The organism is Roseateles sp. P5_B10 (assembly GCF_056400485.1).
The window spans coordinates 1-26,007 of record NZ_JBFULE010000002.1; the positions used below are offsets into that span (position 1 = coordinate 1).

At 68.3% G+C, this 26,007-nt stretch carries 25 protein-coding genes; 14 read left to right on the top strand and 11 right to left on the bottom strand.

Annotation, left to right across the window (positions count from 1 at the left end; translation table 11 throughout):
* Together AC1DU6_RS00315 and AC1DU6_RS00320 are read left to right on the top strand one after the other, a co-directional pair.
* The coding region (locus AC1DU6_RS00315; RefSeq protein ID WP_477855788.1) for an efflux RND transporter permease subunit at positions 1–2,954 on the top strand (2,954 nt) is incomplete at its 5' end.
* Between the two features lie 8 nt (positions 2,955–2,962).
* A complete protein-coding gene (locus tag AC1DU6_RS00320; RefSeq protein ID WP_477855790.1) occupies positions 2,963–4,363 on the top strand; it encodes an efflux transporter outer membrane subunit in 1,401 nt (466 codons plus the stop codon).
* Here the strand turns inward: AC1DU6_RS00320 and AC1DU6_RS00325 are convergent.
* Positions 4,329–5,003 (bottom strand): GNAT family N-acetyltransferase, encoded by a 675-nt coding sequence (locus tag AC1DU6_RS00325; RefSeq protein WP_477855792.1) that lies wholly within the window; start codon positions 5,001–5,003, stop codon positions 4,329–4,331. The two genes, AC1DU6_RS00320 and AC1DU6_RS00325, sit on opposite strands and share 35 nt — an antisense overlap.
* Entirely contained in the window at positions 5,000–5,476 is a 477-nt protein-coding gene (locus tag AC1DU6_RS00330) for a MarR family winged helix-turn-helix transcriptional regulator (RefSeq protein ID WP_477855794.1), read from the bottom strand. The genes AC1DU6_RS00325 and AC1DU6_RS00330 overlap by 4 nt, the downstream gene beginning before the upstream one ends.
* A 479-nt stretch (positions 5,477–5,955) precedes the next feature.
* Between AC1DU6_RS00330 and AC1DU6_RS00335 the strand changes: the two genes are divergently transcribed.
* Entirely contained in the window at positions 5,956–6,525 is a 570-nt protein-coding gene (locus tag AC1DU6_RS00335) for a thymidine kinase (RefSeq protein WP_477855796.1), read from the top strand.
* An 85-nt stretch (positions 6,526–6,610) separates the two neighbouring features.
* On the opposite strand, the gene AC1DU6_RS00340 is transcribed toward AC1DU6_RS00335, so the two are convergent.
* From AC1DU6_RS00340 to AC1DU6_RS00350, 3 genes are all read right to left on the bottom strand, one after another.
* Positions 6,611–6,847: a hypothetical protein gene (locus AC1DU6_RS00340; protein WP_056266878.1), complete on the bottom strand. Its 237-nt coding sequence runs from the start codon at positions 6,845–6,847 to the stop codon at positions 6,611–6,613.
* A 95-nt stretch (positions 6,848–6,942) separates the two neighbouring features.
* Positions 6,943–7,704 carry an enoyl-CoA hydratase/isomerase family protein gene (locus AC1DU6_RS00345; RefSeq protein WP_457323754.1) on the bottom strand — a complete coding sequence of 254 codons (762 nt, stop codon included), beginning with the start codon at positions 7,702–7,704 and terminating at the stop codon, positions 6,943–6,945.
* Positions 7,701–9,473 carry a hypothetical protein gene (locus tag AC1DU6_RS00350; RefSeq protein WP_477855799.1) on the bottom strand — a complete coding sequence of 591 codons (1,773 nt, stop codon included), beginning with the start codon at positions 9,471–9,473 and terminating at the stop codon, positions 7,701–7,703. Before AC1DU6_RS00350 ends, AC1DU6_RS00345 begins: the two co-directional genes overlap by 4 nt.
* A gap of 62 nt (positions 9,474–9,535) precedes the next feature.
* Between AC1DU6_RS00350 and AC1DU6_RS00355 the strand changes: the two genes are divergently transcribed.
* Complete coding sequence (locus tag AC1DU6_RS00355; protein ID WP_056191671.1) at positions 9,536–11,188, top strand: alkaline phosphatase family protein; 1,653 nt, start codon at positions 9,536–9,538, stop codon at positions 11,186–11,188.
* On the opposite strand, the gene AC1DU6_RS00360 is transcribed toward AC1DU6_RS00355, so the two are convergent.
* Together AC1DU6_RS00360 and AC1DU6_RS00365 are read right to left on the bottom strand one after the other, a co-directional pair.
* Positions 11,178–11,819, bottom strand: coding sequence for a hypothetical protein (locus tag AC1DU6_RS00360; RefSeq protein ID WP_477855801.1), 642 nt, complete (start codon positions 11,817–11,819; stop codon positions 11,178–11,180). The two genes, AC1DU6_RS00355 and AC1DU6_RS00360, sit on opposite strands and share 11 nt — an antisense overlap.
* Positions 11,820–11,852: 33 nt before the next feature.
* On the bottom strand, positions 11,853–12,647 hold the full coding sequence (locus AC1DU6_RS00365) for a head GIN domain-containing protein (RefSeq protein ID WP_457323752.1): 795 nt from the start codon (positions 12,645–12,647) through the stop codon (positions 11,853–11,855).
* A 127-nt stretch (positions 12,648–12,774) separates the two neighbouring features.
* Between AC1DU6_RS00365 and ypfJ the strand changes: the two genes are divergently transcribed.
* The 6 genes from ypfJ (at position 12,775) to pssA (ending at position 17,557) form a co-directional block, all read left to right on the top strand.
* Positions 12,775–13,653: a KPN_02809 family neutral zinc metallopeptidase gene (gene ypfJ, locus AC1DU6_RS00370; protein WP_056191665.1), complete on the top strand. Its 879-nt coding sequence runs from the start codon at positions 12,775–12,777 to the stop codon at positions 13,651–13,653.
* A 178-nt stretch (positions 13,654–13,831) separates the two neighbouring features.
* Positions 13,832–14,569, top strand: coding sequence for a hypothetical protein (locus tag AC1DU6_RS00375; protein WP_457323751.1), 738 nt, complete (start codon positions 13,832–13,834; stop codon positions 14,567–14,569).
* Positions 14,570–14,639: 70 nt separating this feature from the next.
* The gene (locus tag AC1DU6_RS00380) at positions 14,640–14,915 is read left to right on the top strand and encodes a hypothetical protein (protein WP_457323750.1); all 276 of its coding nucleotides are present in this window, start codon (positions 14,640–14,642) and stop codon (positions 14,913–14,915) included.
* The gene (locus AC1DU6_RS00385; RefSeq protein WP_457389756.1) at positions 14,909–15,814 is read left to right on the top strand and encodes an HprK-related kinase A; all 906 of its coding nucleotides are present in this window, start codon (positions 14,909–14,911) and stop codon (positions 15,812–15,814) included. The genes AC1DU6_RS00380 and AC1DU6_RS00385 overlap by 7 nt, the downstream gene beginning before the upstream one ends.
* On the top strand, positions 15,811–16,926 hold the full coding sequence (locus AC1DU6_RS00390) for a nucleotidyltransferase domain-containing protein (protein ID WP_477855805.1): 1,116 nt from the start codon (positions 15,811–15,813) through the stop codon (positions 16,924–16,926). The genes AC1DU6_RS00385 and AC1DU6_RS00390 overlap by 4 nt, the downstream gene beginning before the upstream one ends.
* A gap of 13 nt (positions 16,927–16,939) precedes the next feature.
* The gene (gene pssA, locus AC1DU6_RS00395; RefSeq protein ID WP_056191659.1) at positions 16,940–17,557 is read left to right on the top strand and encodes a CDP-diacylglycerol--serine O-phosphatidyltransferase; all 618 of its coding nucleotides are present in this window, start codon (positions 16,940–16,942) and stop codon (positions 17,555–17,557) included.
* Here pssA and AC1DU6_RS00400 read toward each other — a convergent pair.
* A complete protein-coding gene (locus tag AC1DU6_RS00400) occupies positions 17,554–17,775 on the bottom strand; it encodes a hypothetical protein (RefSeq protein WP_056191657.1) in 222 nt (73 codons plus the stop codon). The two genes, pssA and AC1DU6_RS00400, sit on opposite strands and share 4 nt — an antisense overlap.
* A gap of 296 nt (positions 17,776–18,071) precedes the next feature.
* Between AC1DU6_RS00400 and AC1DU6_RS00405 the strand changes: the two genes are divergently transcribed.
* Entirely contained in the window at positions 18,072–18,245 is a 174-nt protein-coding gene (locus tag AC1DU6_RS00405; RefSeq protein WP_157281035.1) for a hypothetical protein, read from the top strand.
* Here the strand turns inward: AC1DU6_RS00405 and AC1DU6_RS00410 are convergent, their stop codons facing one another.
* On the bottom strand, positions 18,246–19,151 hold the full coding sequence (locus tag AC1DU6_RS00410) for a LysR family transcriptional regulator ArgP (RefSeq protein ID WP_457389758.1): 906 nt from the start codon (positions 19,149–19,151) through the stop codon (positions 18,246–18,248). It abuts the gene before it with no gap.
* A 73-nt stretch (positions 19,152–19,224) separates the two neighbouring features.
* Here AC1DU6_RS00410 and AC1DU6_RS00415 point away from each other — a divergent pair, with 73 nt between their 5' ends.
* Both AC1DU6_RS00415 and AC1DU6_RS00420 read left to right on the top strand, forming a co-directional pair.
* Positions 19,225–19,863: a LysE/ArgO family amino acid transporter gene (locus AC1DU6_RS00415; protein WP_477855808.1), complete on the top strand. Its 639-nt coding sequence runs from the start codon at positions 19,225–19,227 to the stop codon at positions 19,861–19,863.
* A gap of 18 nt (positions 19,864–19,881) precedes the next feature.
* Entirely contained in the window at positions 19,882–21,159 is a 1,278-nt protein-coding gene (locus AC1DU6_RS00420) for a D-amino acid dehydrogenase (protein WP_477855810.1), read from the top strand.
* Here the strand turns inward: AC1DU6_RS00420 and prsT are convergent, their stop codons facing one another.
* On the bottom strand, positions 21,160–23,946 hold the full coding sequence (gene prsT, locus AC1DU6_RS00425; protein ID WP_477855812.1) for an XrtA/PEP-CTERM system TPR-repeat protein PrsT: 2,787 nt from the start codon (positions 23,944–23,946) through the stop codon (positions 21,160–21,162).
* A gap of 105 nt (positions 23,947–24,051) precedes the next feature.
* On the opposite strand from prsT, the gene AC1DU6_RS00430 reads away from it, so the two are divergent.
* Positions 24,052–25,350, top strand: coding sequence for an Hsp70 family protein (locus AC1DU6_RS00430; protein ID WP_457351300.1), 1,299 nt, complete (start codon positions 24,052–24,054; stop codon positions 25,348–25,350).
* Here AC1DU6_RS00430 and AC1DU6_RS00435 read toward each other — a convergent pair.
* Positions 25,262–25,930: a YecA/YgfB family protein gene (locus AC1DU6_RS00435; protein ID WP_457389762.1), complete on the bottom strand. Its 669-nt coding sequence runs from the start codon at positions 25,928–25,930 to the stop codon at positions 25,262–25,264. The two genes, AC1DU6_RS00430 and AC1DU6_RS00435, sit on opposite strands and share 89 nt — an antisense overlap.
* Between the last annotated feature and the right edge of the window lie 77 nt (positions 25,931–26,007).

Consider the following 26,007-nt stretch of genomic DNA (forward strand, 5'->3'; position numbering starts at 1 on the left):
GCCTGATGACGCTGACCGTCAGCTTCAAGCTCGGCACCGACCCCGACAAGGCCCAGCAGCTGGTGCAGAACCGCGTCAGCCAGGCCGAGGCGCGCCTGCCCGAGGAGGTCAAGCGCCTGGGCGTGACGACGGTCAAGAGCAGCCCCGACCTGACCATGGTCGTGCACCTGACCTCGCCCAACGAGCGCTACGACATGACCTATCTGCGCAACTACGCGCTGCTCAACGTCAAGGACCGCCTCGCGCGCATCCCCGGCGTGGGCCAGGTGCTGATGTTCGGCTCGGGCGACTACGCGATGCGCGTCTGGCTGGACCCGCAGAAGGTCGCCGAGCATGGCCTGTCGGCCAGTGACGTGGTTACCGCCATCCGCGGCCAGAACGTGCAGGCCGCCGCCGGCGTCGTTGGCGCTTCACCGGGCCTGCAAGGCATCGACCTGCAGTTGTCCGTCAACGCGCAGGGCCGGCTGCAGACCGCTGAGGAATTCGGCGACATCATCGTCAAGAGTGGCGCCAATGGGGCCGTGACGCGGCTGCGCGACCTCGGCCGCATCGAGCTCGGCGCCAGCGAATACGCGCTGCGCTCGCTGCTGGACAACAAGTCCGCCGTCGCCGTGCCCATCTTCCAGGCTCCGGGCGGCAATGCGCTGGACATCTCGGCCAATGTGCGCGCCGCGATGGAAGACCTGAAGACGGCCATGCCCGAAGGCGTGGAATACACCATCGTCTACGACCCGACGCAGTTCGTGCGCGCGTCCATCGAGTCGGTCATCCACACGCTGCTCGAAGCCGTGGCACTGGTGGTGCTGGTCGTCATCCTGTTCCTGCAGACCTGGCGCGCCTCCATCATCCCGCTGCTGGCCGTGCCGGTGTCCATCATCGGCACCTTCGCCGTCATGCACGGCTTCGGCTTCTCGATCAATGCGCTGAGCCTCTTTGGGCTGGTGCTGGCCATCGGCATCGTCGTCGACGACGCCATCGTGGTGGTCGAGAACGTGGAGCGCAATATCGCCTCGGGCCTGTCGCCCCGCGACGCCACCTACCGCGCCATGCGTGAGGTGTCGGGCCCCATCATCGCCATCGCGCTGACGCTGATCTCGGTGTTCGTGCCGCTGGCCTTCATCAGCGGCCTGACCGGCCAGTTCTACAAGCAGTTCGCGCTGACCATCGCCATCTCGACGGTGATCTCGGCGATCAACTCGCTGACGCTGTCGCCGGCCCTGGCCGCCCTGCTGCTGAAGAGCCACGACGCCCCCAAGGACGCGCTGACCCGTGGCATGGACGCCGTGCTGGGCCGTTTCTTCGGCGGCTTCAACCGGCTGTTCTCGAGCGGCTCCGCCAAGTACGGCAGTGGCGTGAAGACGCTGATGTCGCGCAAGGCCTTCATGATGGTCGTCTACCTCGTGCTCGTTGCAGCCACGGCCGGCCTGTTCAAGGCCGTGCCCGGTGGCTTCGTGCCGGGCCAGGACAAGCAGTACCTGATCGGCTTCGCCCAGCTGCCCGACGGCGCGACGCTGGACCGCACCGAGGACGTCATCCGCCGCATGACCGACATCACGCTGAAGACGCCGGGTGTGGAGCACGCGGTGGCCTTCCCCGGCCTGTCGATCAACGGCTTCACCAACAGCTCCAGCTCGGGCATCGTCTTCGCGACGCTCAAGCCTTTTGACGAGCGCAAGAGCAAGGACCTGTCGGCCGGCGCCATTGCGGGCTCGCTGAACGCGCAGTACGGCGCCATCGAGGATGCCTTCATCGTCATGTTCCCGCCGCCGCCCGTGCAGGGCCTGGGCACGACGGGTGGTTTCAAGCTGCAGCTGCAGGATCGCGGCGGCCTCGGCTACGAGGCCATGGACCAGGCGCTGAAGGGCTTCATGGCCAAGGCCTACAAGACGCCCGAACTGGCCGGCCTGTTCTCGAGCTACCAGGTCAATGTGCCGCAGCTGTTCGCCGACCTCGACCGCACCAAGGCGCGCCAGCTTGGCGTCGCCGTGACGGACGTGTTCGACACCATGCAGATCTACCTCGGCAGCCTGTATGTGAACGACTTCAACAAGTTCGGCCGCACCTACTCGGTCCGCGTGCAGGCGGACGCCGCCTACCGCGCCCGTGCCGAGGACATCGGCGCGCTGAAGGTGCGCTCCAACACCGGCGAGATGGTGCCGCTGGCCGCGCTGATGAAGGTCACGCCCAGTTTCGGGCCGGAGCGCGCGCTGCGCTACAACGGCTTCCTGTCCGCCGACATCAATGGCGGCGCCGCACCTGGCTTCTCGTCGGGCCAGGCCCAGGCCGCGGTAGAACGCATCGCCGCCGAGACCCTGCCCCCGGGCATCGGTTACGAGTGGACCGACCTGACCTACCAGGAAAAGATTGCCGGCAACTCGGGTGCGTGGGTCTTCCCGCTGGCCATCCTGCTGGTGTTCCTGGTGCTGGCCGCGCAGTACGAAAGCCTGACCCTGCCCATCGCCATCCTGCTCATCGTGCCCATGGGCCTGTTGGCGGCGATGACGGGCGTGTACCTCAGCCATGGCGACAACAACGTGTTCACGCAGATCGGCCTCATCGTGCTGGTGGGCCTGAGTGCGAAGAACGCCATCCTGATCGTCGAGTTCGCCCGTGAGCTGGAGTTCGCCGGCAGAACGCCGATGCAGGCCGCGCTGGAGGCGGCGCGGCTCAGACTGCGTCCCATCCTGATGACGTCAATGGCCTTCGTCATGGGCGTGCTGCCCCTGGTGCTGTCCACCGGCGCCGGCGCCGAAATGCGCCAGGCCATGGGCATCGCGGTGTTCGCCGGAATGATCGGCGTGACGCTGTTCGGCCTGTTCCTGACGCCGCTGTTCTACGTCATCGTGCGCCGCGTCACCGGCAATGCACCGCTGCGCCACCACGGTGGCCAGGTCGCCGCTCCTGCCGCACCCACGCAGCCCGTCATCGACGCCCTGCCGCAACGAGGAAAGTGATCAACATCATGAAATTGAACCTGACCCCACTTTTTGCAGCGCTGCTGCTGGCCGGCTGCGCGTCGGTCGGCACGGTCGACCCGGCCCAGCTGCCGCAGGCACCTGGCGCCTACAAGGCCACGTCTGCAAACGACGCACCTGCGCTGACCGCCAGCTGGTGGCAGCCCTTTGCCGACCCCGTGCTGGAAGAGCTCGTCGGCCGCGCGATGGCCGCCAACACCAGCGTGCAAGCGGCAGCCAACCGCCTGGCCCAGGCTCGTGCGGCGCTGGGCGGTGCCGAGGCGGCACGCTTGCCGCAGCTCGGCGTCGCCGCCGGCGCCGGCCGTGCGGCCGACCCCGGGGCGCGCGGCCTCACGCAGTACAACGCCGGCCTGAACCTGGCCTATGAACTGGACCTGGGCGGCCGCYTGCTGCACGAACGCAATGCCAGCGCGCTGGACGTGCTCGCCCGCGAACAGCTGCTGGCCGACGCCCGGTTGCTGGTGCAGGCCAATGTTGCGCGCGGCTACCTGGCGCTGCGTGCCCTGGATGCCGAGCGCGAGATCGTCAGGGGCACCGTTGCGGCCTATGGCGAGACGCTGTCGCTGACCGAGAAGCGCGCCCGCGCTGGCGACGTCGCCGACCTGGACCTGGCTCGCGTGCGCGCCGAGCTGGCCGCCAACGAGGCCGAGGCGCTGGCCCTGGACCGCCGCCGCCTGGAGCTTGAAACTGCGTTGGCCGTGCTGCTGGGCGAGCCGGCCTCCAACTTCCGACTCGCGCCCACCGCGTGGGCCACTGCCCTGCCCACCGTACCCGCCGGCTTGCCGAGCGAGCTGCTGCAACGACGCCCCGACCTCGCCGCCGCACGCAGCCAACTGCAGGCCGCGCAGGCCCGCGTCGGCGTCGCCCAGGCCGCCTGGTGGCCCAGCCTGTCACTGACGGCCCAGGGCGGCGGCGTGTCGAGCGAGCTGTCCAACCTGCTGAAGAGTGGCGCCAGCACCTGGGGCGTCGGCCTGCTGGCCGCGCTGCCCATCTTTGACGGCGGCCGCCGCGAGGCGGGTGTCAACGCAGCCAAGACCCAGCTCGATGGCTCGGCGATTGCCTTCCGCGAGCAGTTCCTGCTGGCGCTGAAGGACGTTGAAGACCAGCTCGGTGCTTTGACGCTGCTGCAGCAGCAGGGCGAGGCCAATGCGCGTGCGGTCAGCGCGGCCGGCCAGGCGCTGAAGCTGTCGGACACGCGCTACCGCAACGGCCTGGTCAGCCAGCTGGAACTGCTGGACGCGCGCCGCAGTGAGCTCGCCAACAAGCGGGCCGCGCTGCAGGTGCGCTCGGCTCAGTACCAGGCCACGGTCGGGTTGATCCGCGCGCTGGGCGGCGGCTGGAGTGAGGCGCCCTTCAAGCTGGCTGGCGCTTCAGCACCGCGATATTGACCGTGGCGCGTTTGACGAAACCCAGGCTCTCGTAGAGCACGATTGCGGCGGTGTTGATCGTCCAGGCGTGCAGGAAAGCCTGCTCGCCGCGACGCTGGATGTCGGCCGTCACCGCGGCCGACAGCCGGCGCGCCAGGCCCCGACCGCGGAAGTCGGGGTGGGTGCAGACACCGCTGACCTCGACATGGCCGGCAAAGCGCATGCGCTCGCCGGCCATCGCCGCCAGCCGGCCGTCGATGCGGATGCCGATGAAGCGGCCCATGGTGTGGGTTCGCGGCAGGAAGGGCCCGGGCTCGGTCAACGTGGCCAGGGCCAGCATCTCGGCGGCATCGGCATCGCCGAGGACTTGCAAGTCTCCGTCTGCCGTCAAAGGTTGCGTCGCCACCATCTGCACGCCCAGCGCTTCCTTCACTGCGATCAAGCCCGGCGGCACGACGATGGGTGGCACCTGGGCCAGGAAGACGGCGTCATCGCCCGGCTGCACGAGGGCGGCGAGCGCGGCCAGGCTGGCGGCGCTTTCGTTGGGTGTCGCAGCAAAGCGGTTGATATCGGCCTTGAAGCGTCGCGCCTTCTCGTCACCCACGCCCCAATGCGGCTGGTGCTGCAGGYTGGCCCAGACGGGTCGGTCGAGTTCGTTCATGCCGGCCCTCGCTGCATCAGCGGCGCTTCGATCAGCGCGTCTTCCAGCGCCGCAAGCTGGGCCAGCAGGTCGCCTTCCAGCCCCGCGCAGGCCTGCGCGACGGCCGCTTCGATGGCCGGCCAGGCCTCACGCTGCGACCGCTCGACGAGACCCTGCCCCTTCCTGCTCAGCGCGATGCGGCGTATCCGCCGGTCCTGCTCCGACGCCTCCGAGCCGATGAGGCCTTCGTCTTCCAGCCCGCGCAGTGAACGCGTGATGACGGGCTGGCTGACGCCCACGGCCTGGCTCAGCTCGCCAACGCTCAGCGGCCCCAGCCGGTCCAGCGCCGCCAGCAGCGGAAACCATGCGGCCGGCTGCTCAAAGCCATGCGCCACCAGCACGGCCTGGGTCTGCGCCTGCAGCGTCTCGCCGATGCGCTTGAGGCGAGTGCCCAGGCTCAGGTGGCCCAGTTCCTTGACGACATCCTCGACCATGACGAGCTCCGCTCAACCGATATGCATATCATGCTATGCAACCGGTCCAGCGCCGTCAATGGCGGGCGTCATAGGGTGCGGCAAGCGCACCCAGCCGACAGAGGCCCCTTAGGGCTCGGCCTTGCAGTTGGGCTTGCAGACTACCTCGTTGCGGCCAAGCAGTCGGATGGACTGCAGGCTGGCCGGCGCACGATGCTTGCCGCATTTGAAGCAGGAGCGGGTGTGGCCGCTTCCAAGGAAAGGCGAACCGCCGATTTTCGACTGGTAGCGCAAGCCATCCTGGCGGACCGCGGTGACGGTGTCTTTGCTCATTCTTCAGACAGGTCGGGACGAAACGTGAATTGACGCACGGCGAAGATGACAACGCCATCTCGCAAGCCCGCGGTTGCCGCCAGCAAAGGCCGAAATCGCGGGCTTTCCCTACCCCGATCTGCGGGGTAAGCGAGCGAGGACAATGCCGCTCCGCTCCAGAAGACGACATGGCCAAGCTTTTTTTCCGCTACGCCGCGATGAATGCCGGCAAATCCACCGCCTTGCTGCAGGTGGCACACAACTACGAGGAACGCGGCCATCGGGTGCGCATCTTCACGGCTCGCCTGGACGACCGCTATGGCCACGGCTTCGTCACGTCGCGCCTCGGCCCGAAGCGTGAGGCCGAGCAATTCGACGAGACCACCAATTTCCTGGCCCTGGTCGGCCAGAACGAAGACGGGCCGGGCATCGCCTGCCTGCTGGTCGACGAGGCGCAGTTCCTGTCCAAGCACCAGGTGCAGCAACTGCACGAATTGGCGCATCTGCGCAATCTGCCGGCCATCTGCTACGGCCTGCGCACGGATTTCCAGGGTGAACTCTTCCCCGGTTCGGCCACGTTGCTGGCGTTGGCCGACGAGATGGACGAGATGAAGACCATCTGCGACTGCGGCCGCAAGGCGACGATGAACATGCGTGTGGACGCCAACAACCGCAAGGTCACCGAGGGCGCCCAGGTCGAGATCGGCGGCAACGCGCGCTACCGTTCCGTCTGCGGCCGCTGCTTCCGCCAAGGCTGAATGCAAAAAGCGCCGCCACGGCGGTCGAGGCCGTGGCGGCGCTGGGTCGTTCATGGCCCTCACGCGAGGTGAGGGGCTGACAGCCCTATTTGGCTGCTATTTGCGCATCGAGTTCCTTGCAAGAAGGCGAGCAGACGGGCTGCGACTTGCCCAACAGCTTCTTGGACTTGAGCATGGCTCGGGGGCGGTGCTTGCCGCAAAGGAAGCAAGACATCGTTGCTGCGCCGAAAGACGAGGTTGCCGCGAAGGGCGAACCGGGAGCTTTGGAGCGGTAGCGCAGACCATCCGCTTCGATGGTGGTCTTGGTGGTTTCTTTGGCCACGCTGGTCCTGTCGAAGAGTGTGTAAAGAGGGGCGCCAGGCAGGCGCGCAGGCCCCGTATTTTCCACGATGTGGCGAAAGCCCCGGCCTAGGGCTTTCAACCCCCCTTGAATCGCGCTGGTCTTTTGCCCGCCCAGGCCGCCTGACCCTCGGCAAGATCGGCCGAATCGCGCGCCTTGACGATGTCGGCCGCCAGCTGTTTGGCGTCGAGTCGGCCGGCGGCGATCGCGTTCAGGTGCTGCTTCATCGGCAGCAGGGCCAGGGGCGCCATGCCCTGCAGTTCGTCGGCCAGAGCCTGCAGCGCGGCGTCCAGCGTTGCGACGTCGGGCAGCAACTGGTCCAGATAGCCGCAGCCAAGGAGGGCGGCGGCGTCCAGCGTGCGCCCAGCCAGCAGCACCTGCTTGGCGGTGGCGAGACCCAGTCGGTCGACGAAGCGCTGCAGGCCACCGGCATAGAAATGCAGCCCGATGCGCGCCGCCGGCACGAACATCTCGACGGCCGGCACGCCGAGGCGGAAGTCGCAGGCCAGGGCCAGATCGGCGGCGCCGCCATAGACACCGCCATGCAGGCGCGCAATCGTGATGGGCCGCACGGCCTCCAGTGCATCGGCCAGTTCCCCGAAGCGCGCGCCCGCATCGACGGCGCCCAGGGCGCCGAGGTCGAAGCCACTACAAAAATGCCTGCCTTCGCCGGCCAGGACCAGCACACGCACGGCATCGTTCGCATGCACCGCCTCGATGAAGCCGCCGAGGGTGTCGAGGTCGTCCACAGCCAGACGATTGGCCTGGCGTGGCCGGCGCAGCGTGATGCGCGCCACGCCATCGGCCACCTCCAGCAACGGCGCCTGGCCACTCGTCATGGCTTGCGCCGGGCGACACGGCCCTGGGTCTGGTAGCCGGCGTTCAGGCGCGCCAGGTTGGCGCGGCGCTCCGCTTCCACGAACTCGCGCAGCACCTGCGCGTGAGTCGGCCGCAGGCCCGTGTCCTGACGCAGCACGAGTTCCGCCACCAGCCCCCAGTCCGCCTCCAACTCGGCCGGCCACAACGCCGCCTCGGTGGGCAGTGCCTCCAGCAAGGACGCCAAGGCATCGACTCTCGTCGCCGCGCCGACGAGAGTGACCATCTCAGGCCAGCGCGCCAGCAGTGCCGGCTGCTTGTCCTGGGGCGGCCACAGGGCGCAGAGCCACTGCGTTGCATGGTTTTCCACGTGCAGGCCATGCGCCGTCTGCGACACCTCGGTACTGGCATCGGCCACGTGCTGCGTCAACGCCGTCCAGGCCTGCGGCTGCCACTCAGCAACCAGCCGCGGGTCGGGTTCGCTGCGCGAGGCAAGGGCCTGCATGTCCAGCACCGGTGCCTCGACGGCCGTGGGCAGGGGCACCACCTTGGGCAGCTCGATGTCGTCGAGGACCTGCTGCGGGTCCGGCTCGGGCGGTGGCGGCGGGGCCCGGAAGTCCAGCACCGGCGCTTCGACGACGGCAGGGGGCGGTGCGCGGAAATCCAGTACCGGCGTTTCGACGGTGGCCGGCGGCGTGTCGAGCGGCCCGGCGTCTTCCGCGACGGCGGGCGTGGACAGCGGCGGCGCGGGTGGCGGTTCAGGCATTTGCGCGACTGCGGGCTGCAGCGGCTCGTCGGGCAGCTCGACGGGTTCGATGAGCGGTTCGGGCTCGGGCTCGACCGTCGGCGGCTCCGGGTCCAACACTGCCGCTTCGACCGCAGCAGGTGGCGGAATTTCGAGCGGCTCAGCGTCCTCCACAAGGGCAGGCGCTGTTGGCAGCGGCGCGCTCAACGACTCAGGCGCCTGCGCGGCAGCGGGCTGCAGCGGCTCGTCGATCGACTCGGCGATGTCGATGAACGGCGTTGATTCCGGCGCGAACACTTCGGGCGCTTCAACGTCTGCCATCAGCGCGGCGGCACCCACGTCCGACGAGGGCGCTGCGAGCGCTTCGCCGCCATGCATGACCGCAGTTGCGGGTGGCGRCTCCGCCAACGCTTCATCGTCCTCAACGATCTGAGGCGGCTCGAACCGGAGATCAAGCCATGCCGCTTCGGCGGCGAAAAGCGGCGGCGCTCCAGGCGAGTCGACAGCGTCGGGCTCGGCGGGCACCGAGGCCATTTCCTCAAGGACCTGTGCTTCGGCTTCGAAGAGGGGCCATGGCCCCTCGACCGGCGGCGCAGGCGGCACCTCGCTCACAGGCGGCGGCACGAACTCGGCCTCGGCAAGCGGTGGCGCGGGCGAGACTTCCCGAACCAGGAGCTCGACGGCGATGCGCGGCGGCGGCGCCTCGGGCAACTCGATGTCCTCAACGTCCAGCATCTCGTAGCCACGCGCCTTCAGTCGCGCCTTCTTGGCCTCGTCGGGCCCGCTGCGGCCCGCGCGCACCAGGGACCTGAGTTCCAGGTCCAAGGGCGCCGGAGCGGGCGGGCGCCAGCCGTCCAGCAGATGCGTGGGGTCGAAGTTGACGGTTTCAGCCCTGACGAGAGGAAGCAGCGGCTCACTGCCCTGCCCATTGCCGTCGCCCCGCAGCAACGCGCCGAGCGCCAGATCCTGCAGCGGCACGGGCACAGGCGCGGGCGGACGCCAGCCGTCCAGCGCATGGGTGGGGTCGAAGGTGTCCGGTTCGGCCATGGCGTTTACAAGCCAGACATTGTGACGACGTAAGCTTGCGGACCCACTGTCACGAAAACGTCATGTTGCACACTCGCCGTCGCCTGCTGAGCCTGGCCTTCGCCGCTGCCCTGTCCGCCTGCGCAACGACGGCGCCGCCGGCCGTGGCGCCGCAAAAAAACCCCAAGCTCCTCGTCCTGGTCGTCATCGACGGCCTGCCGATGCGCCAGGTGACGGGCTACCGGGACCAGCTGGCACCTGACGGCTTCGCCCGCTTCCTCGACCATGGGCGCTGGTTTTCGCAGGCCCACTACGGCCATGGCCACACGGTGACGGCAGCCGGCCACTCGGTGATGCTTTCCGGCGCCTATCCACAGCGCAGCGGCATCATCAGCAACGAATGGCGCGACCCCGCCACCGGCGCCCAGGTCTACAACACCGGCGACGTGGCTTACCAGTACATCGACAGCCCGACCGCGCCGCTGGCCGGCACCAGCCCGCGCAACCTCAAGGTCGAGACCCTGGGCGACGTGCTGCGCACGGGTTCGCCGGCGTCCAAGGTCATCGGCATCTCGGGCAAGGATCGCGGCGCCATCCTGCCGGCCGGCCACAAGGGCACGGCGTATATGTACATGACGGAGACGGGCCGTTTCGCCTCCAGCACCTATTACATGCAGGCCCATCCGCAATGGGTGAAGGATTTCAACGCCACCAACCCGGCCGACGCCTTCTTCAAGAAGACCTGGGCTCCCCTTCTCCCGGAGGCGGCCTACGCCCGCTCCGTGCCTGACGGCCAGTCCTGGCAGATCGCCAGCGGCAACGGCAACAAGCTGCCGGCCGTCATCGGCGACAAGATGGACGGCCCCGGCCCGCGCTTCTACGGCGGCCTGCTGGCCTCGCCCTTCGGCGACGAGCTAACGCTGGCCTTCGCGCGCGCCGCCATCACGAACGAGAAGCTCGGCCAGCGCGGTGTGCAGGACATCCTGTCGGTCAGCCTGTCCAGCCACGACTACATCAACCATGCCTTCGGCCCCGAGTCGCGGCTGTCGCACGACCACACCCTGCATCTGGACCGCCATCTGCAGGCCTTCTTCCAATTCCTCGACAAGGAAGTCGGTGCCGGCAACTATGTACTCGCGCTGACGGCGGACCACGGCTTCACCGATACGCCGGAATGGGCGGCCACCCAGGGCCGCGATGCCGGCCGCTTCAACAGCTCGCCGTCACTGGCGGTCGTCAATACCGCCCTGTCGGCACGCTTTGGCGTCGACAGGCTGGCACGCGACTTTTCCGCTTCCGGTCTGTTGCTGGACGAGAAGCTGGCCGCCGACAAGGGCCTGAAGTTCGCTGACGTCCAGGCTGCCGCCCGCGAGGAACTGCTGAAGCTGCCCGGCGTGGCCACCGTCTTCACCCGCGAGCAGTTGCTGGGTGACGACCGCACCACCCCCTACCTGGAAGCCATGCGCAAGTCCTTCGATCCGACGCGCGCCGCGCAGTTGCAGATCGTGCTGAAGCGCAACTGGATCTTCAGCTACCGGCCTGGTGGCAGCACCCACGGCAGCCCTTACGACTACGACACCCATGTGCCCCTGCTGTTCTGGGGTCCGGGCTATGTCGGCCAGGGCGAGGTGAAAGAACGCGTCGAAATTGCCGATCTGGCGCCCACGCTGGCCGCCATCGCCGGCTTGCCCGCGCCGGCCCAGGCTCAAGGCCGGGACCTGAAGCTCAAGCCCTGACGATCAGTGCCGCTGCCGATTCGCCCCAGATGGCCTCGGTGAGCGTCAATGCCCCGAGGCGCTCGCCCAGCGCCGCGGCCTGGGCTGGCCCAGTGGACGGCAGCATGACGAGCAGCCGCCCGTCGTCCAGGCGCATGCAGCCATCCTCGCCACGGGTGCGCGCCAGCAGCTCGGCCGGATCGGCCTCGGGTGCCAACGTCGCCACGGACAAGGGCCAGGCGCGCGGGTCGGCCAGCAGAGCCTGCAGCAGTTCGCGGCCGGCCTGAGCCGACAGCAACTGGCCCGTCAAAGGCCGCGGCCCCGCCAGCGCGCTGATGTCCACGCCGGTCAGCGCCAGGCCGCCGTCTGGCATGCGCTGCTCCACCCACCAGAGGCGCCGGCCGTCGCGCCAGGCCTGTTCATAGCCTCGCTGCGCCATGCGGCTGCGGCGCTCCGGCACGTCGGCCGGGCCGACGCCGGCCCGCTGGGCGGCCTCGACCATCTCGAGCCAGCCCGGCGATGCATCGGCAGCCAGCCCCCAGGCCTGTCGATAGGCCGCATTGGCTTGCCGCAGGCATTCGCCCGCATCAAACAGGGCCAGCAGCAGCGGGCCATCGGCCAGCGTCTGCCACCAGAGGTCGTTGGGGTTCACGGCCCCATTCTGAGGGGCCTGGGCCGTCGCGCTCTAGCGGCGGCTGATCTCGCCCGAGCCGCTGACGCTTTGGCGCAACTGCGGCCGTCCGGCGTAGCTCAGGTCGCCGGAACCGCTCAGTTGGACGTCCAGCTGTTCCGTCACCCCGACAGACACGTCGCCCGAACCGTTGATGTTGACTCGGGCTGCGCGGCCGGCAAGGGAGCGCGCGTCAACATCGCCCGAACCGCTGACCGTCCAGCTCTGCTGGTCCGCCCGGCCGGCCAGGCGCACATCGCCCGAGCCGCTGATACTGACGCTCAGGTCCTTCAGCTCGACGGCACCGAAATGCACATCCCCCGAGCCGATGACGTTCAGGCTGAGGCTGTCGGCCTTGAAGCGCTCCACGGCCAGGTCGCCCGAGCCATTGATGGCGATGGACTGCAGGGCCCGGGCGTCGACGCGCACCGTCGGCGCGGAACGCGTCGTGAAGCCGGCGTCGCGTTTCATGCGCACCACCAGGGCATCGCCCTCGACAACGGTCTCCACCAGCGGCTCGATGTTGTCGTCGGCAACCACCGTGGCCTGGTCGCTGCCCGCCTGGGTCAGCTTGACGTCGAAGGGGCCGTCGATGCGCAGCTTGCTGAAGCTGCCGAGGGCGCGCGCCTTCTCGACCTTGACGCCCGAGCCCTTGATGCGGTTCTTGCCGCTGCCGTAGTCGATGGGACCGCTGAAGTGGGCCGTCCAGCCGTCGGATTCCTTCTTGATGCGCAGATGCCAGTCGTTGTCGCCGGCAAAGCTGCTGGTGGCAAGGGCGGCGGCAAGGGTCAGCAGGGCGAGGCGTTTCATGGGGGCTCCTGGTTCGGCGATGCGGCGGCAGTGTGTCCAGCCGGCCGGTGCGACGCCCGCGAGAGGCGACGGACTGCGTTTTGGCGGTCATGGGCCGTAGGATTGCCCGATCAGCAGGAGAGACAGCATGAAGTTGGATGGCCAGCGTGAGAGCGACAACGTCGAAGATGTCCGTGGCAGCAGCAGCGGGGGTGGTGGCCTGCCCATCGGCGGGCGCGGCCTGAGCCTGGGCGGTGTCGTCATCGCCCTGCTGGCATCCTGGGCCTTCGGCATCAACCCGCTGACGGTGCTCGGGCTGCTCGACGGCGGGGGCGGCGCTGCGCCGCAGGTCCAGCCGGGCGCGCCGGCCGAGCAACACCCYAAGGATCCGGGTGCGGTATTCGTCAGCAAGGTACTGGCGGATACCGAAGACGTCTGGGGCGCCTACTTCCAACGCGCAGGCCAGCAATACCCCGCTCCCAAGCTTGTCATCTTCCGCGACCGCTGGCCCACCGGCTGCGGCACCGGCGAGGCCGCCATGGGCCCGTTCTACTGCCCCGCCGACCGCAAGGTCTACATCGACCTGGGCTTCTACGACACCTTGCGACAGCGCCTGGGCGCGCCGGGCGACTTCGCCCAGGCCTATGTCATCGCCCACGAGGTCGGCCACCACCTGCAGAACCTGATGGGCACGACCGAAAAGCTGGATCGCGCCCGCGGCCGCGTCTCCGAGCGCGAGGCGAACGCCATGAGCGTCAAGCTGGAGCTGCAGGCGGACTGCTTTGCCGGTGTCTGGGCGAATCTGTCGCAGCGCAGCAAAGGCTGGCTGGAGCAAGGCGACATCGAGGAGGCGCTGAACGCCGCCTCCCAGATCGGCGACGACACCCTGCAAAAGCGCTCCCGGGGCGCCGTCGTGCCCGAAAGCTTCACCCACGGCAGCAGCGCGCAGCGTGTTCGCTGGTTCAAGCGCGGCCTGGAAGCGGGCGATCTGAAGACATGTGACACGTTTTCGTCAGCCGCCCTCTAAGTCCCTGATTCAGGCCCACCCAATCAAGGGGGCGCCAGATGACCCCCAAAAGGCTTTGTGTGAAACACTGCCATCCAAACCGCCGAGCCCCCTATTAGCATCGGCCCGCTCTGACGCCCAGAGCGAGTTGTGCCCTAGTCTGGTGCAACCCAAAAACGGATCCACGAGGCACACTGTCATGAGCGAACGCCAAATCAACGACCCGCAGTCGACGCCCAAGGTGCCGGCCTCCGTCGACGCGTCCGCCGGCCGGCCGACCTCGACCCGGATGAACGCGTCGCGCCGACGCTTTGCCCAAGCGGGCGCGGCCACGCCGGTCGTGCTGGGCAGCCTGTTGAGCAAACCGGCGCTGGCGAGCCAGGCCTACAACTGCACCGTGTCGGGCCAGATGTCCGGCAATGCGTCGCCGCGGCCTGGCAAGGCGGACTGCAAGCTCCTCGGCAAGTCGCCCGGCTACTGGAAGAACGCAAGCACCTGGCCGGCCGGCACGCTGAAGGGCACGCTGCCCACGGCGAGTTGCAGCTTCGGCGGCAACAAGGGCACCGTCTTCGGAGGCTTCATCAGCGGTGGCCAGACACTGATGGACGCCTTCCGCTACAAGGCTGAGTCCTCGGCCTGCAATGTTTATGGCTACCGCGATTCGGCGTTCGGGTTGTGCACGAGCAAGGCCACCCTGCTGCAGGTGCTGAATTCGCCCGGCGGCCAGAACGACACGATGATCTACGCGCTGGGCCGCGCCACCGTGGCGACCATCCTGAATGCACTGAACGTCGGTACCGACTACCCGATCACGGTCGCCCAAGCCATCAAGATGTTCAATGCCGTCTGCCCGCTGGGCGGCAAATACCAGGTCAATACGACGGTCTCCTGGGACGCCAACCAGGTCATGGCTTACTTCCAGAGCCTGTACTCCTGAGCGGCCGGCACCGTCGGTGTGACACTTCGGGCGTCCGTAGCGACGCCCGAAGTCTTTCTGCAGCCACTCCGTGACCTCCACCGATCCAGTGCCAACGCCTCGATGGGCACTCACTTACGGGGCCGATCTGTCGATCAGGGCCTGGGGTGACGACTGCCTCGTGCATCACGCGCTGTCCAACGACACCCATCGCCTCGCCGCCTGGCTGGTACCCGCCCTGCGACGCCTCGCCGAGCAGCCGCCTGCGGAGTTCGACGAACTGGCTGCGCTGATGGATGCCGATTCGGAAATGACCGCCGATGTGCTGCAACAGCTCGAACAGCTGTTGTTGGTCCAGCGATGCTGACGCTGGGCATGCTGGCCCCGGCGGAACTTGGCCAACGGCTGCACGACGGCCTGACGCTCAGGACTGGCCCCTTCGCCTACCGCATCCACAGCAGCTGCCCGCCCGTGGCGGCGGGCCTGGCGGCGTTGTACGCGGATTTCGAGCTGGAACCCGAGGGCGGCATCGCCGACTTCCACGTGCATGTGCAGCCTGTCACCGGGCTGCGGCGCTGGCTTGGCGCCCAGGTGGAATTCCGGCTGGATCAGCACAGCCCCTTTCTGCCGCTGCCTGCCAACCACGCCTTCGCTCTGCTGGAATGGGGCATGAACTGGTGCCTGGCCAGCCAGGCGAATCACTACCTGCTCTTCCACGCGGCGGTACTCGAGAAAGACGGCCAATGCCTCGTCATGCCGGGCGACCCCGGTGCCGGCAAAAGCACGCTGACGGCCGCGCTGATGCTGTCGGGCTGGCGGCTGCTCTCTGACGAGATGGCCATGATCGACCGCGATGACGGGCAGGTCGCACCGCTGGCCCGTCCGGTCAGCCTGAAGAACCAGTCGATCGCCATCATCCGCCGCTTCTCCCCGCAGGCCGTCTTGGGTGAGGCGGCCCGCGACACGCACAAGGGCACGGTCTCCCATTTGCGCGCGTCGGCCGCCAGCGTGACCGGCCAGCAACAGCAGGCGCGGCCTACGCAGCTGATCTTTCCGCGCTGGCACGCCGGCGCGCCGACGCAGCTGGCGCCGGTGCCCAAGGCCCAGGCCTTCGAACGGCTGGCCGGTCATGCGTTCAACTACAGCATGCTGGGCCGGGCGGGTTTCGAGCTGACGGCGGCGTTGATCGATTCGTGCGGGTGCTGGGATTTCTGCTACTCCGACCTGGCGGAAGGGCTGGCCACGCTTGACGGGCTGAAGTCATGACGCCGGCATGGGAACCGCTGCTGCGCTCCTTGCGCGAGCCGGCGTTCATGGCTTCCCATGGCGAAGCGACCTGGGACCTGCTGCTGCGCCAGGCCGTGTCGGCCGGCTTGCTGGCCCGGCTGGGTGCGCTGGCCCGTGAGGCGGGCGTCGAGCGCTCACTGCCCTTGCCCGTGCGCCGCCAGATGCGCGCGCTGCTGGGCGTTTCCCAGGAACAGCGGCGCGCCGTGCGCTGGGAGCTGGTGCTGCTGTCCCGCGATCTGGCAAGCCTCCCCGGCCCCGTGATGCTGCTCAAGGGCGCGGCCTATGTCGCCGGCGACCTGCCGCCAGCCCCGGGCCGGCTGTTCTCGGACATCGACATCCTGGTGCCGCGTGAGCAGCTCGACGAGGCGGAGGCGGYGCTGATGCTCGGTGGCTGGGCCAGTGCTGCGGGGACAGCCTACGATGAACGCTACTACCGACGATGGATGCACGAGCTACCGCCGATGGTGCACCTGCGCCGCCAGACCAACCTCGACCTGCACCACACCATCCTGCCATTGACGGCGCGCATCAAAACCCACAGCGCACCGCTTCTGGCGGCCGCCCAGCCGGTCACGGAATTCCCGCGTTTCAGCCTGCCGTCGGCGCCGGACCAGATCCTGCACAGCGCGACGCATCTGATGCACGAGGGCGAATGGGGGCACGGCCTGCGCGACCTCAGTGATCTCGACAGCCTGTTGCGCCGCCATGCTGTCGAGCCTGGCTTCTGGAACACCTTGCTGGCGCGCGCCGCAACCCTGTCGCTGGGCCGGCCGCTGTTCTATGCCCTTTGCCTGTGCCGGCGCCATCTGCACACACCCGTCCCCGAGGATGTGCTGGAGCGCTGCCCTGCCCGCCCCGGCCCTCTGTTGCGCTGGCTGATGCAGGGCTTGCTGAGGCGGGCCCTGACCAGCGCCCACCGCGGCTCGATGGCGCCGGGCACGCGCGTTGCCGAGTTTGCGCTCTTCGTTCGCAGCCATTACCTTCGCATGCCACTGCATCTGCTCGTGCCTCATCTCGTCGTGAAAGCGGTCAGCCGGCCGCCTGCGAGCCCGTCCCGGCGCGACGACATCGATCCGCTGGAGCAGCGTTGAGGAGGAGGTCCTGATGGAAAAACCCAAGCCCTTTTCGATGATCCGCGAGTTCCATCTCGCCGATTGGTTCACCCTCGGCAATGCCTGCGCCGGCATGGGCGCCCTGTTCGCCGTGATGAGCTTCCTGCAGACCGGCGAGCGCCAACATCTGCAATACGCCTGTGCGTTGATTCCGCTGGCGCTGGCCTTCGACGTGCTGGACGGCCGTATTGCGCGCTGGCGCCAGAAGAGCTCGGCCCTGGGCCGCGAGCTGGATTCCCTGGCCGACGTGATCTCCTTCGGCGTCGCGCCCGCGGCGATCGCCTACGGCTGCGGCATGCAGGGGCTGTATGACCGCATCGTGCTGGTGTTCTTCGTCGCCTGCGGCGTCAGCCGGCTGGCGCGCTACAACGTGACGGCGGAAAAACTCAGCGCAGGCTCGGACAAGGTGGCGTATTTCGAGGGCACGCCGATTCCGACGTCCATGCTGCTTGTGGCTGTGCTGTGGGTGGCCGCGGTTCAGGGGGCCATCGGTGACGCGCTATGGGGTGGCGTCTGGTGGCTGGCGGGCTTCAAGTTGCACCCGCTGGTGCTGATGTTCGCGCTATCCGGCTCGTTGATGGTGAGCCGGATTCGGATTCCGAAACTCTAAGCCGTTCGGCGCGACAACCAGCTCAGCGGCGATTCCTGAATCGCGACAGACGACTGGGATTCGAGGAAATCACTGGGCGGCTGGCTGCGATATTCGCTGACGCCCACGCCGTCCAGGCAGGCATCCAGGCCGAAGGCGGTGCCGAGGTCGGCGGGATCCGGCTCGCTGCGCGCAGCGACGTCTCGGCGGAAGAAGCGCAGCGCTGGAACGAATCGCATGGCAGACCTCATTGGCTTGACGGGCCGACAACAACATCAGCACCGTGAACCCAGTGTGCGGGATTCATGTGACAACCGAACCCCCCATCTGTGAGTAAATATTGCCTCGCCAGGCATTTCCGCACAGGGGCAACCCCTGTTTTTCCCAGTGTTGATGGGGTCTGCGGGCCGATGCCCCCGATCCGAGGGGAGCGTTGCGCTTTTGCAATTCTTTTCTGCGCCTCCCTAGAGCTCAGGATAGGTTCGCAGGGTCCGGCGCTTAAGCTGCCCCACCTCCAAGCCCCCCGGCTTTTTGCATGAGTTCAGAACTGTTGAAGTGGGTCGCCAGCGGCCTGATTGCCACCGTGCTCGTCTGTACGTTGTGGATGGCGAGTGCCATACATCCCGAACAGGGCGGCACCAACTTGATGCTCGCCCAGGTGGCAGCACCGACAACGGCCGCATCGGCTCCAGTGACGGCCACTCGCTGATCAGCCCAGCGCAAGCTTGGCGCCGTCCGCCAGGGCCTGGCCGATCTGATCCAGCAGGGCGCCCCGCCCTTGCAACTGCCATTGGTGCCAGTACAGCGCCACGTCGACGCCGATCTCCGGCCTGAGCACGACGAGCTGGCCGGCTTCGACAAGGGCGCGAACCTGGATCTCGGGCGCCACGCCCACGCCCCAACCCATGGCGGCGGCGCGCACATAGGCTTCGCTGGACGGCACAAAGCGTTCGCGCAGCCTTGGTCCGCGCACGCCGAAGGCCTGTGACACCCATTGCACCTGCGTGTCGTCCTTGCGGTTGAAGACGAGAAACGGGGTGTCGGCGAAGTTGCCGGCGTGCAAACCTTCGGGCAACTGGCTCGCCAGGAAACCCGGGCTGGCCACTGCCACATAACGCATGACGCCCAGGGCCTGCACCCGGCAGCCCTGCAGCGCCTCGGCCACTGTGGACATGCAGCCGAGCACCGCGCCCTGGCGCAGGCTGTCGTGGGTGAAGTCCTGGTCGTCGACGACGAGCTCCAGCCCATAGCCCTCACGCAGGCCCCGCTGCACGAGCGCGTCCAGCGCTGCGGGCACCCAGGTCGCCAGGCTGTCGGCGTTGACGGCAATGGCCAGGCGCGATTGCGGCGCGACGCGCTCGCCCAGTTCTCGTGCCACATCCACGCGCAGCGCCTGCAACTGCCGGGCAAAGCGCAGCAGCACCTTGCCCGCCTCCGTCAGCCGCAGCGGCCGCGAGCGCACCACCAGCGGCTGGCCGACCTGGGCCTCCAGCGACCGCAAGCGTTGCGACACGGCGCTCTGCGTGATCGACAGGCGCTGGGCGGCACGCTCGAAGCCCTGCTCGTCGGCCAGGGCGGCCAGGCAGTCCAGCGCGGCGTGATCGAAGTCATTCATTAGCACTGCTAATGTATGGCCAATAATATGAATGACACTTCTTGAATTGCCTGCCGATGCAGAGAATCCGCCGATGCCCGCTTCCGCTCTGGCCTCTGCAACCGCGCCCGCCGTCTTTGCGCAGGGCTGGGCCATGGGCGCCGGCCTCATCCTGGCCATTGGCGCCCAGAACGCGCTGGTGCTGCGCCAAGGCCTCAAGCGGGAACACGTCGGCGCCGTCGTCGCGGTCTGCACGCTGTCGGACTGGCTGCTGATTGCGCTGGGCGTCTTCGGCCTCGGTGCGCTGATCCAGGGCCAGCCGCTTCTGCTGGAAGTGTTTCGCTTCGGTGGCGCCGCCTTCCTGCTCATTTACGCGCTGCTCGCCGCCCGGCGCGCCTGGCGTCCCGCCCCCGGGCTGGATGCCGCAACAGCCGCGTCCAGCCTCGGCGCCACCTTGTCGGCCGCTTTTGCCTTCACCTATCTGAATCCCCACGTCTACCTGGACACCGTCGTGCTGCTCGGCGGCCTGGGTGCGCGCCAGCCGGCCGAGCTGCGCACCGCCTTCGCGGCCGGGRCCGGCCTGGCGTCGGCGATGTGGTTTGGCCTGCTCGGTTTCGGCGCGGCGGCGGCGGCGCCGCGGTTGCGCAGCGCCCACACCTGGCGGGTCATCGATGCCCTCGTCGCTGTGCTGATGGCCGCGCTGGGTTTACAACTCCTCCTGCAACCCCTCTAAGAACTCAAAAGGACAGCCATGAAGATCGTCGTTCTCGGCGCCGGCATCATCGGCATCGCCACCGCCTGGTATTTGCTCGACGAGGGGCATGAGGTCATCGTCGTCGACCGCCAGCCGGACGCCGCGCTGGAGACCAGCTTCGCCAACGGCGCGCAGATCTCGGTCAGCTTCTGCGAACCCTGGGCCAATGCCGGCGCACCCTTCAAGGTGGCCAAGTGGCTGTTGCGCGACGACTCGCCGCTGCTGTTCCGTCCGCGCCTGGACCCCAACCAGTGGCGCTGGGGCCTGGCCTTCCTGATGCAGTGCACGAACGCCGCCTTCGAGCGCAATGTCGAGGAACTCGTGCAGCTGGGCCGCTACTCGCATGCCTCGCTGAAGGATCTTGTCGCGCGCACCGGCATCGAATATGACCGCCTGGAGCGCGGCATCCTGCATTTCTTCTCCAGCCAGGCCGACTTCGACAACGGCGCCGCCGGCGCCGAGATCATGCGCCGSCATGGCGTGGACCGCCGCGTGCTGGGCCGTGAGGAGGTGCTGAAGGTCGAGCCGGCGCTGGCGGCCTTCGGCAACCGCATATTCGGCGGCACCTTCACGCCCAGCGACGAAAGCGGTGACGCCAAGGTCTTCACGCAGAAGCTCGCCCGGCTGTGCGCCGAACGCGGCGCGCAATTCCTGTACGAGCACGACATCCTCGGACTGCAGCGTGCGGGCGACGGCATCGAGTCCGTGCAGGTTGCCCACACGCGCAGCGGCGAGCGCCTGACGTTGAAAGCCGATGCCTTCGTCGCCGCCATGGGCTCCTACACGCCGGCCCTGGTTCAGCCCCTCGGCGAGCACCTGAACATCTATCCCGCCAAGGGCTACTCGGCCACGCTGCGGCTGAAGAAGCCCGAGGCCGCCAGTGTTGTCAGCCTGCTGGACGACACCCGCAAGATCGCCATCTCGCGCCTGGGCGACCACATCCGCATCGCCGGCACGGCCGAGCTGTCGGGCTTCGACCTCAACCTCGATTCACCGACGGCCGGGGTGCGCTGCGCCGCCCTGGTCAAGCGCTACGAGGAACTCTTCCCCGGCGTGGCCGACACCAGCGAGCCCAACTACTGGACCGGCCTGCGTCCCAGCACGCCGACCAACATCCCCTACATCGGCCGCAGCAGGAAGGCTCGCAACCTGTGGATCAACGCCGGCCACGGCACCCTGGGCTGGACGCATGGCGCCGGCTCGGGCCATGCGATGGCCGAGTTGATCGCTGGCCGAAAGCCGGGCATGGCCTTCGGCTTCTACGGTTCGGTCTGATCAGAGCGTCTTCAGCAGCGCCTCGACCTGGGCCTGCTGCGGGAACTTCTTGCCCAGCTTGGCCAGACCTTCAAGCTCGGCCTTGGCGGCCGGCTTGTCGCCGGACTGGATCAGGATCTGCGCCAGGTTGAGCTTGTAGGCCGGCTGGTCGGGCTGGTCGCTGATGAGCTGGCGCTGCGCGCTGATCGCCTTGCTGAAGTCCTTTTCGTTGGCCAGCACGGTGGCATAGGTGTCTCGCAAAGCCGCGTAGTCGGGGTTGAGCTTGAGGCCACGTTCGGCCAGTTCGCGCGCACCGGGCTTGCCGGTCTTGCTGCGCAGCCAGGCAACGTTGTTGATGACGGGCAGCGCATCAGGGTTGCGCTTGAGCAGCGCTTCATAGCGGCCGAGCGCCGGGTCGAGTTCGCCGCGGGCCAGCAGGATGTCGGCCGTGGCTGCCGGGAAGCTCTGGTCCTGCGGGTGCGCAGCCGCCCACTGGGTCTCGAAGGCCTGCGCCTCGTCACGCTTCTTGGCCGCCATCAGCACGGAGAACAGACGCGGTGCGGCGTCGGCCGGCTCGCGCAGGGCGACGGCCTTGCGCAGGGCCGCGATGGCTACGTCGTAGTGCTGGCGGTTGCTCTCGATCTCGGCTTCGGCCATCAGCGCAAAGGCCTCTTGCGGATTCTTCTTCTGGCGCTCGCGCAGGGCGGTCAGCGCCTCGTCAACGCGACCCTGGCGGGCGGCGAGCTGGATCAGCAGGCGCTGGGCCGGCACAGAGGCCGGTTCGGCTTCCAGCGCGCGCTTGACCTCGCGCTCGGCGCCCGCGTCGTCCTTCTCCATGAAGCGCAGCTGGGCCAGGCCCAGCCAGCCTTGGGCGCGCGTGGGCGCCATCACCGTCAAGCGCGTATAGGTCTTGGCAGCCTGGGCCTTGTCGCCCGACGCCAGCTGGGTGCGTGCCAGGCGCTCCAGCAGGTCGGCGTTGAGCGGCAGAGCGGCGGCGGCCTCCTGCGCCGCCTGGGCGGCCTTGGCGGCGTCGCCGTTGCGCAGGTAGTGGTCGATCAACGACACGCGCAGTGCGGCCTCGGTCGGCTCCTCGCGCACGCCGGCGGCGAGCACCTCGGTGACGCGATCGACCGGCGCACGCGTCTGCGCCAGCAGGTCGGCCAGGGCCAAGCGGGCCTGCGGCGAATGCTGCTGGGTCGTGACGAAGCTCTCCAGGCGCTTGACCGCGGCCTCGCTGCGGTTGGCCTGCATGTCCAGCGTGACCAGGCCCAGCACGGCGGGCAGATAGCCGGCATCGGCCTTCAGCGAGGCTTCGAAGGAGGCTTGCGCCGCCGCCGTGTCCTTGCGGACGAGGTGGATCCGCCCACGCAGGCCGTCCGGCACCGGGCTGTCCTTCATCTTGGGCGCTAGCCTGTCCAGGGCTGCCAGGGCCGCAGGCAGGTCATTGCGCCGCAGCRGCGCATTGATCAGCATCAGGTCGTAACTGCTGCCGCTGTCCTTGGCGGCAATGTCGCGCAGCTGGTTCATGGCCGCGTCGGCTTTGGCCCGGCTGGCGCCGCCCGGCGCAGCGCTGTCGCGAATGATGGCCGACAGTGCCAGGGCCGCGGTGGTCTTGGCGTCGTCAGGGCGCAGCTTGGCGGCGGCACCGAAGGCCTGATCGGCAGCCTCGAAATTGCCCTGCATCAGCTGGGCCTTGCCGGCCATCAGCAGGGAGTCGGCGTCGGCGCGGCCGCTTTCAAGCATCGGGCGCAGCGTCTCCAGCGTCTTGGCGGGCGAGCGCCGCTGCAGCTGCAGCCCGGCGAACTGGCGGCGCAGCGCCAGGTCCTCGGGCGCGAGCTTGAGGGCCTGGTTGAGCAGGTTCTCCGCGTCGGCAAGCTCGCCCAACTGCTGATGGGCTCCCGAGGCCAGGCGCAGCAGCGGCAGGTAGTTGGGCATCACCTTGAGCAGGGGCACGGCCAGCTCTTTCGCCTTGGCCGCATCACCCTTGGCCAGCGCGAGCTGGCCCTGCATGAAACGACCCTGCGGCTTCTTGGCGAGATCCGGCGGCATTTCGTCGACGAGCTTGGTCGCCACGTCGATCTGCTGGCGACCGAACGCCAGGCGCAGCAGCAGCGAGCGCGCGTCGTAGGAGCGCGGATCCAGCACCAGCACTTCGCGCAGCAGCGGCTCGGCCTCATCCATCTTGCCGCGCGCCAGCAGCACCTCGGCCTTGAGCAGCAGCGCCTTGCCCGCCTTGGGGTTCTTCAGGATCAGCTGGTCCAGCGCCGCGAGGGCCTCGTCGGGAAAGCCGGCGGCCACCTTGGTGCGGGCGCTGACGATGATGGCGTCCTCGGACTCGGGCTGCAGCTGCAGGGCTCGCCCGGCCGCCGCCTTCGCTTCGGTCACGTTGCCCTGAGCCAGGAAGGCCATGGCCAGGTATTGCTGCAACGTCGACTGGGCCACGGGGTCGGCCAGGGTCTGGTCGGAGAATTCGCCGATCAACTTGCGCGACTGGCCGGACAGCAGCAGCGTTTGCGCCAGCAGCGGCGCCAGTTCGTCGCGCGGCGCGCCCAGCTCCCAGGCCCGGCGCAACTCGATCTCGGCGCCGGCTACGTCACCGGCATCCAGCAGCGCCTTGCCCAGTAGATGCCGGGCCTTGGCGTTCTCGGGGTTCTGCTGCAGCAGATTCTTCAGTTCAATGACAGCACCGCCGACGTCCTTCTGCTCCATGCGCTTTTGCGCGGCGGCGAGCAGGTCCTGCTCGGAACGTTGGCCGCAGGCCGCCAGTGCGGCAGCCAGCAGGAGGGGAGCGAAATGGCGCGTCTTCATCGAATCTCCGCAAATCAGGCGCGCGATTGTGTTCCTAGAATCCGCGCCCTTTCCTCCGAACTTTTCAGGACTTGTCAGGACTGGCCTCCCAGGGCCGTAATTCGAATGATTGCCCCTCCCCCTTTTTGCGCGATTGACTTCGGCACGTCGAATTCCGCGGTGGCGGTGCCCAATGCCAGCACGGCCGCCGGCGAGATGCATCTCATCGAGCTGGAACCGGCTCAACGCACGATGCCGACCGCGGTCTTCTACTTCACCGAAGGCGCCCACGACGCCGACGGCCCGCCGCGCGCCTTCGGCCGCGCCGCCGTGGCTGCCTATGTCGAGGGCCACGACGGCCGGCTGATGCGCTCGATGAAGAGCATCCTCGGCTCGCCCCTCATCGACCAGACCACCGACGTGGGCGGCGGCCGCGGCGCCAAGTATTCGGACATCGTCGCCGGCTACCTGAAGCGGCTGCGCCGCCTGGCCGGCGAACCCGAGCGCGCCGTGCTGGGCCGGCCGGTGTTCTTCGTCGACAGTGAGCCCGAGCGCGATGCGGCCGCCCAGGCCCAGCTGGAGGCCTGTGCCCGCGCGGCGGGCTTTCGCGAGGTGCATTTCCAGTACGAACCGATCGCGGCGGCCTTCGACTTCGAGCAGCAGGCGACGCGCGAACAGGTCGTGCTGGTCGCCGACATCGGTGGCGGCACCAGCGACTTCTCCATCGTGCGCGTCGGCCCCGAGCGCATGCAGCGCCTGGCGCGCCGCGACGACATCCTGGCCAGCCACGGCATCCACATCGCCGGCACCGATTTCGACCGCCACATCGAACTCGCCGGCCTGCTGCAGGAGTTCGGCTACCGCACCACGGGACCCAGCGGACGCGAGGTGCCCAGCGGCATCTATTTCGACCTGGCCACCTGGCATCTGATCAACACCTGCTACTCGCCGCTGCGCGTGGCCGAGTGGCGCGGCATGAAGAGCTGGTTCAGCGACGTGCGCCAGCACGCCCGGCTGATGACGGTGCTGGAGGAGCGCCTGGGCCACGAGTTGGCCGCTCGCGCCGAGGGCGCCAAGATTGCCGTGTCGGGCGGCGAGGACACGACGGTGGACCTCGGTCACATCGAGACCGGCCTGGTGCTGCCGCTGAGCGAGAAGACCGCGGTGGACGCGCTGCGCGCCGACCTCGACCGCATCATCTCGACCGCCCACGAAACCGTGGCGCTTGCCGGCCTGAAGGCCGGCCAGATCGACGCCCTTTACTTCACCGGCGGCTCAACCGGGCTGCGCCTGCTGGTGGACGGCATGGCCGCCGGCTTCCCCGCCGCGGCGCGCGTCAGCGGCGACCGCTTTGCTTCGGTCGCGACCGGCCTGGGCCTGCACGCCCGACGGCTTTTTGGGCCGGCTGCGGCTTCAATGGCCTAGACACGTCCGCCAGCATCAACACCGCGCTGACCAGCCCCTCGACCGCTTCTTCCAGATCGGTCGGCGGCTCCAGCGACTCGATCTCCTCGAGCAGCGTATCGGCGTCCTCGAGGTCGTCCGGGTCCAGGTGCAGATAGAGGGCCGCCAGCGGCTCCAGCAGCGGTTCCTCGGGCAGCTTCATCAGCGCGGGATGGGCATCCAGCGCATGCGCAAAGCCGGCCACCCAGGGCAGTACGGTTTCGCTGGGGCTGGCATCCTCGTCAAGCTCGAACACCCAGGGGTCGAACCACTGCCGACCGACGATGGCCAGGTTCAGCTCCTTGTGGCGGCGGCGCAGCAGCCCGATCAACTCGTCGCTGATGCGCTGGGGAATGGGTCGCCCCTCGCTGTCCAGCAGCGGCGGCAGCCATTGCTCCAGCGACACGACTGAAGGCTGCAGCAGCACGCCACAGAGATAGCCGTCGGCCATGCTGACGTCCAGCGGTTCCAGCGGCGCCGGCAAGGCGTCAAGCAGGGCCTGCAGGCGCTCCAGATCGGCTTCGGACAGGGCTTCGGTGGGGCGGTGCTGGGGGGCTGACATGGCGGGATTATGGGCAGTGCAAGTGAATATTGCCCACCGGGGCGCCGGCCGAAGCTCTAGAGTGCCTCCATCCCAAC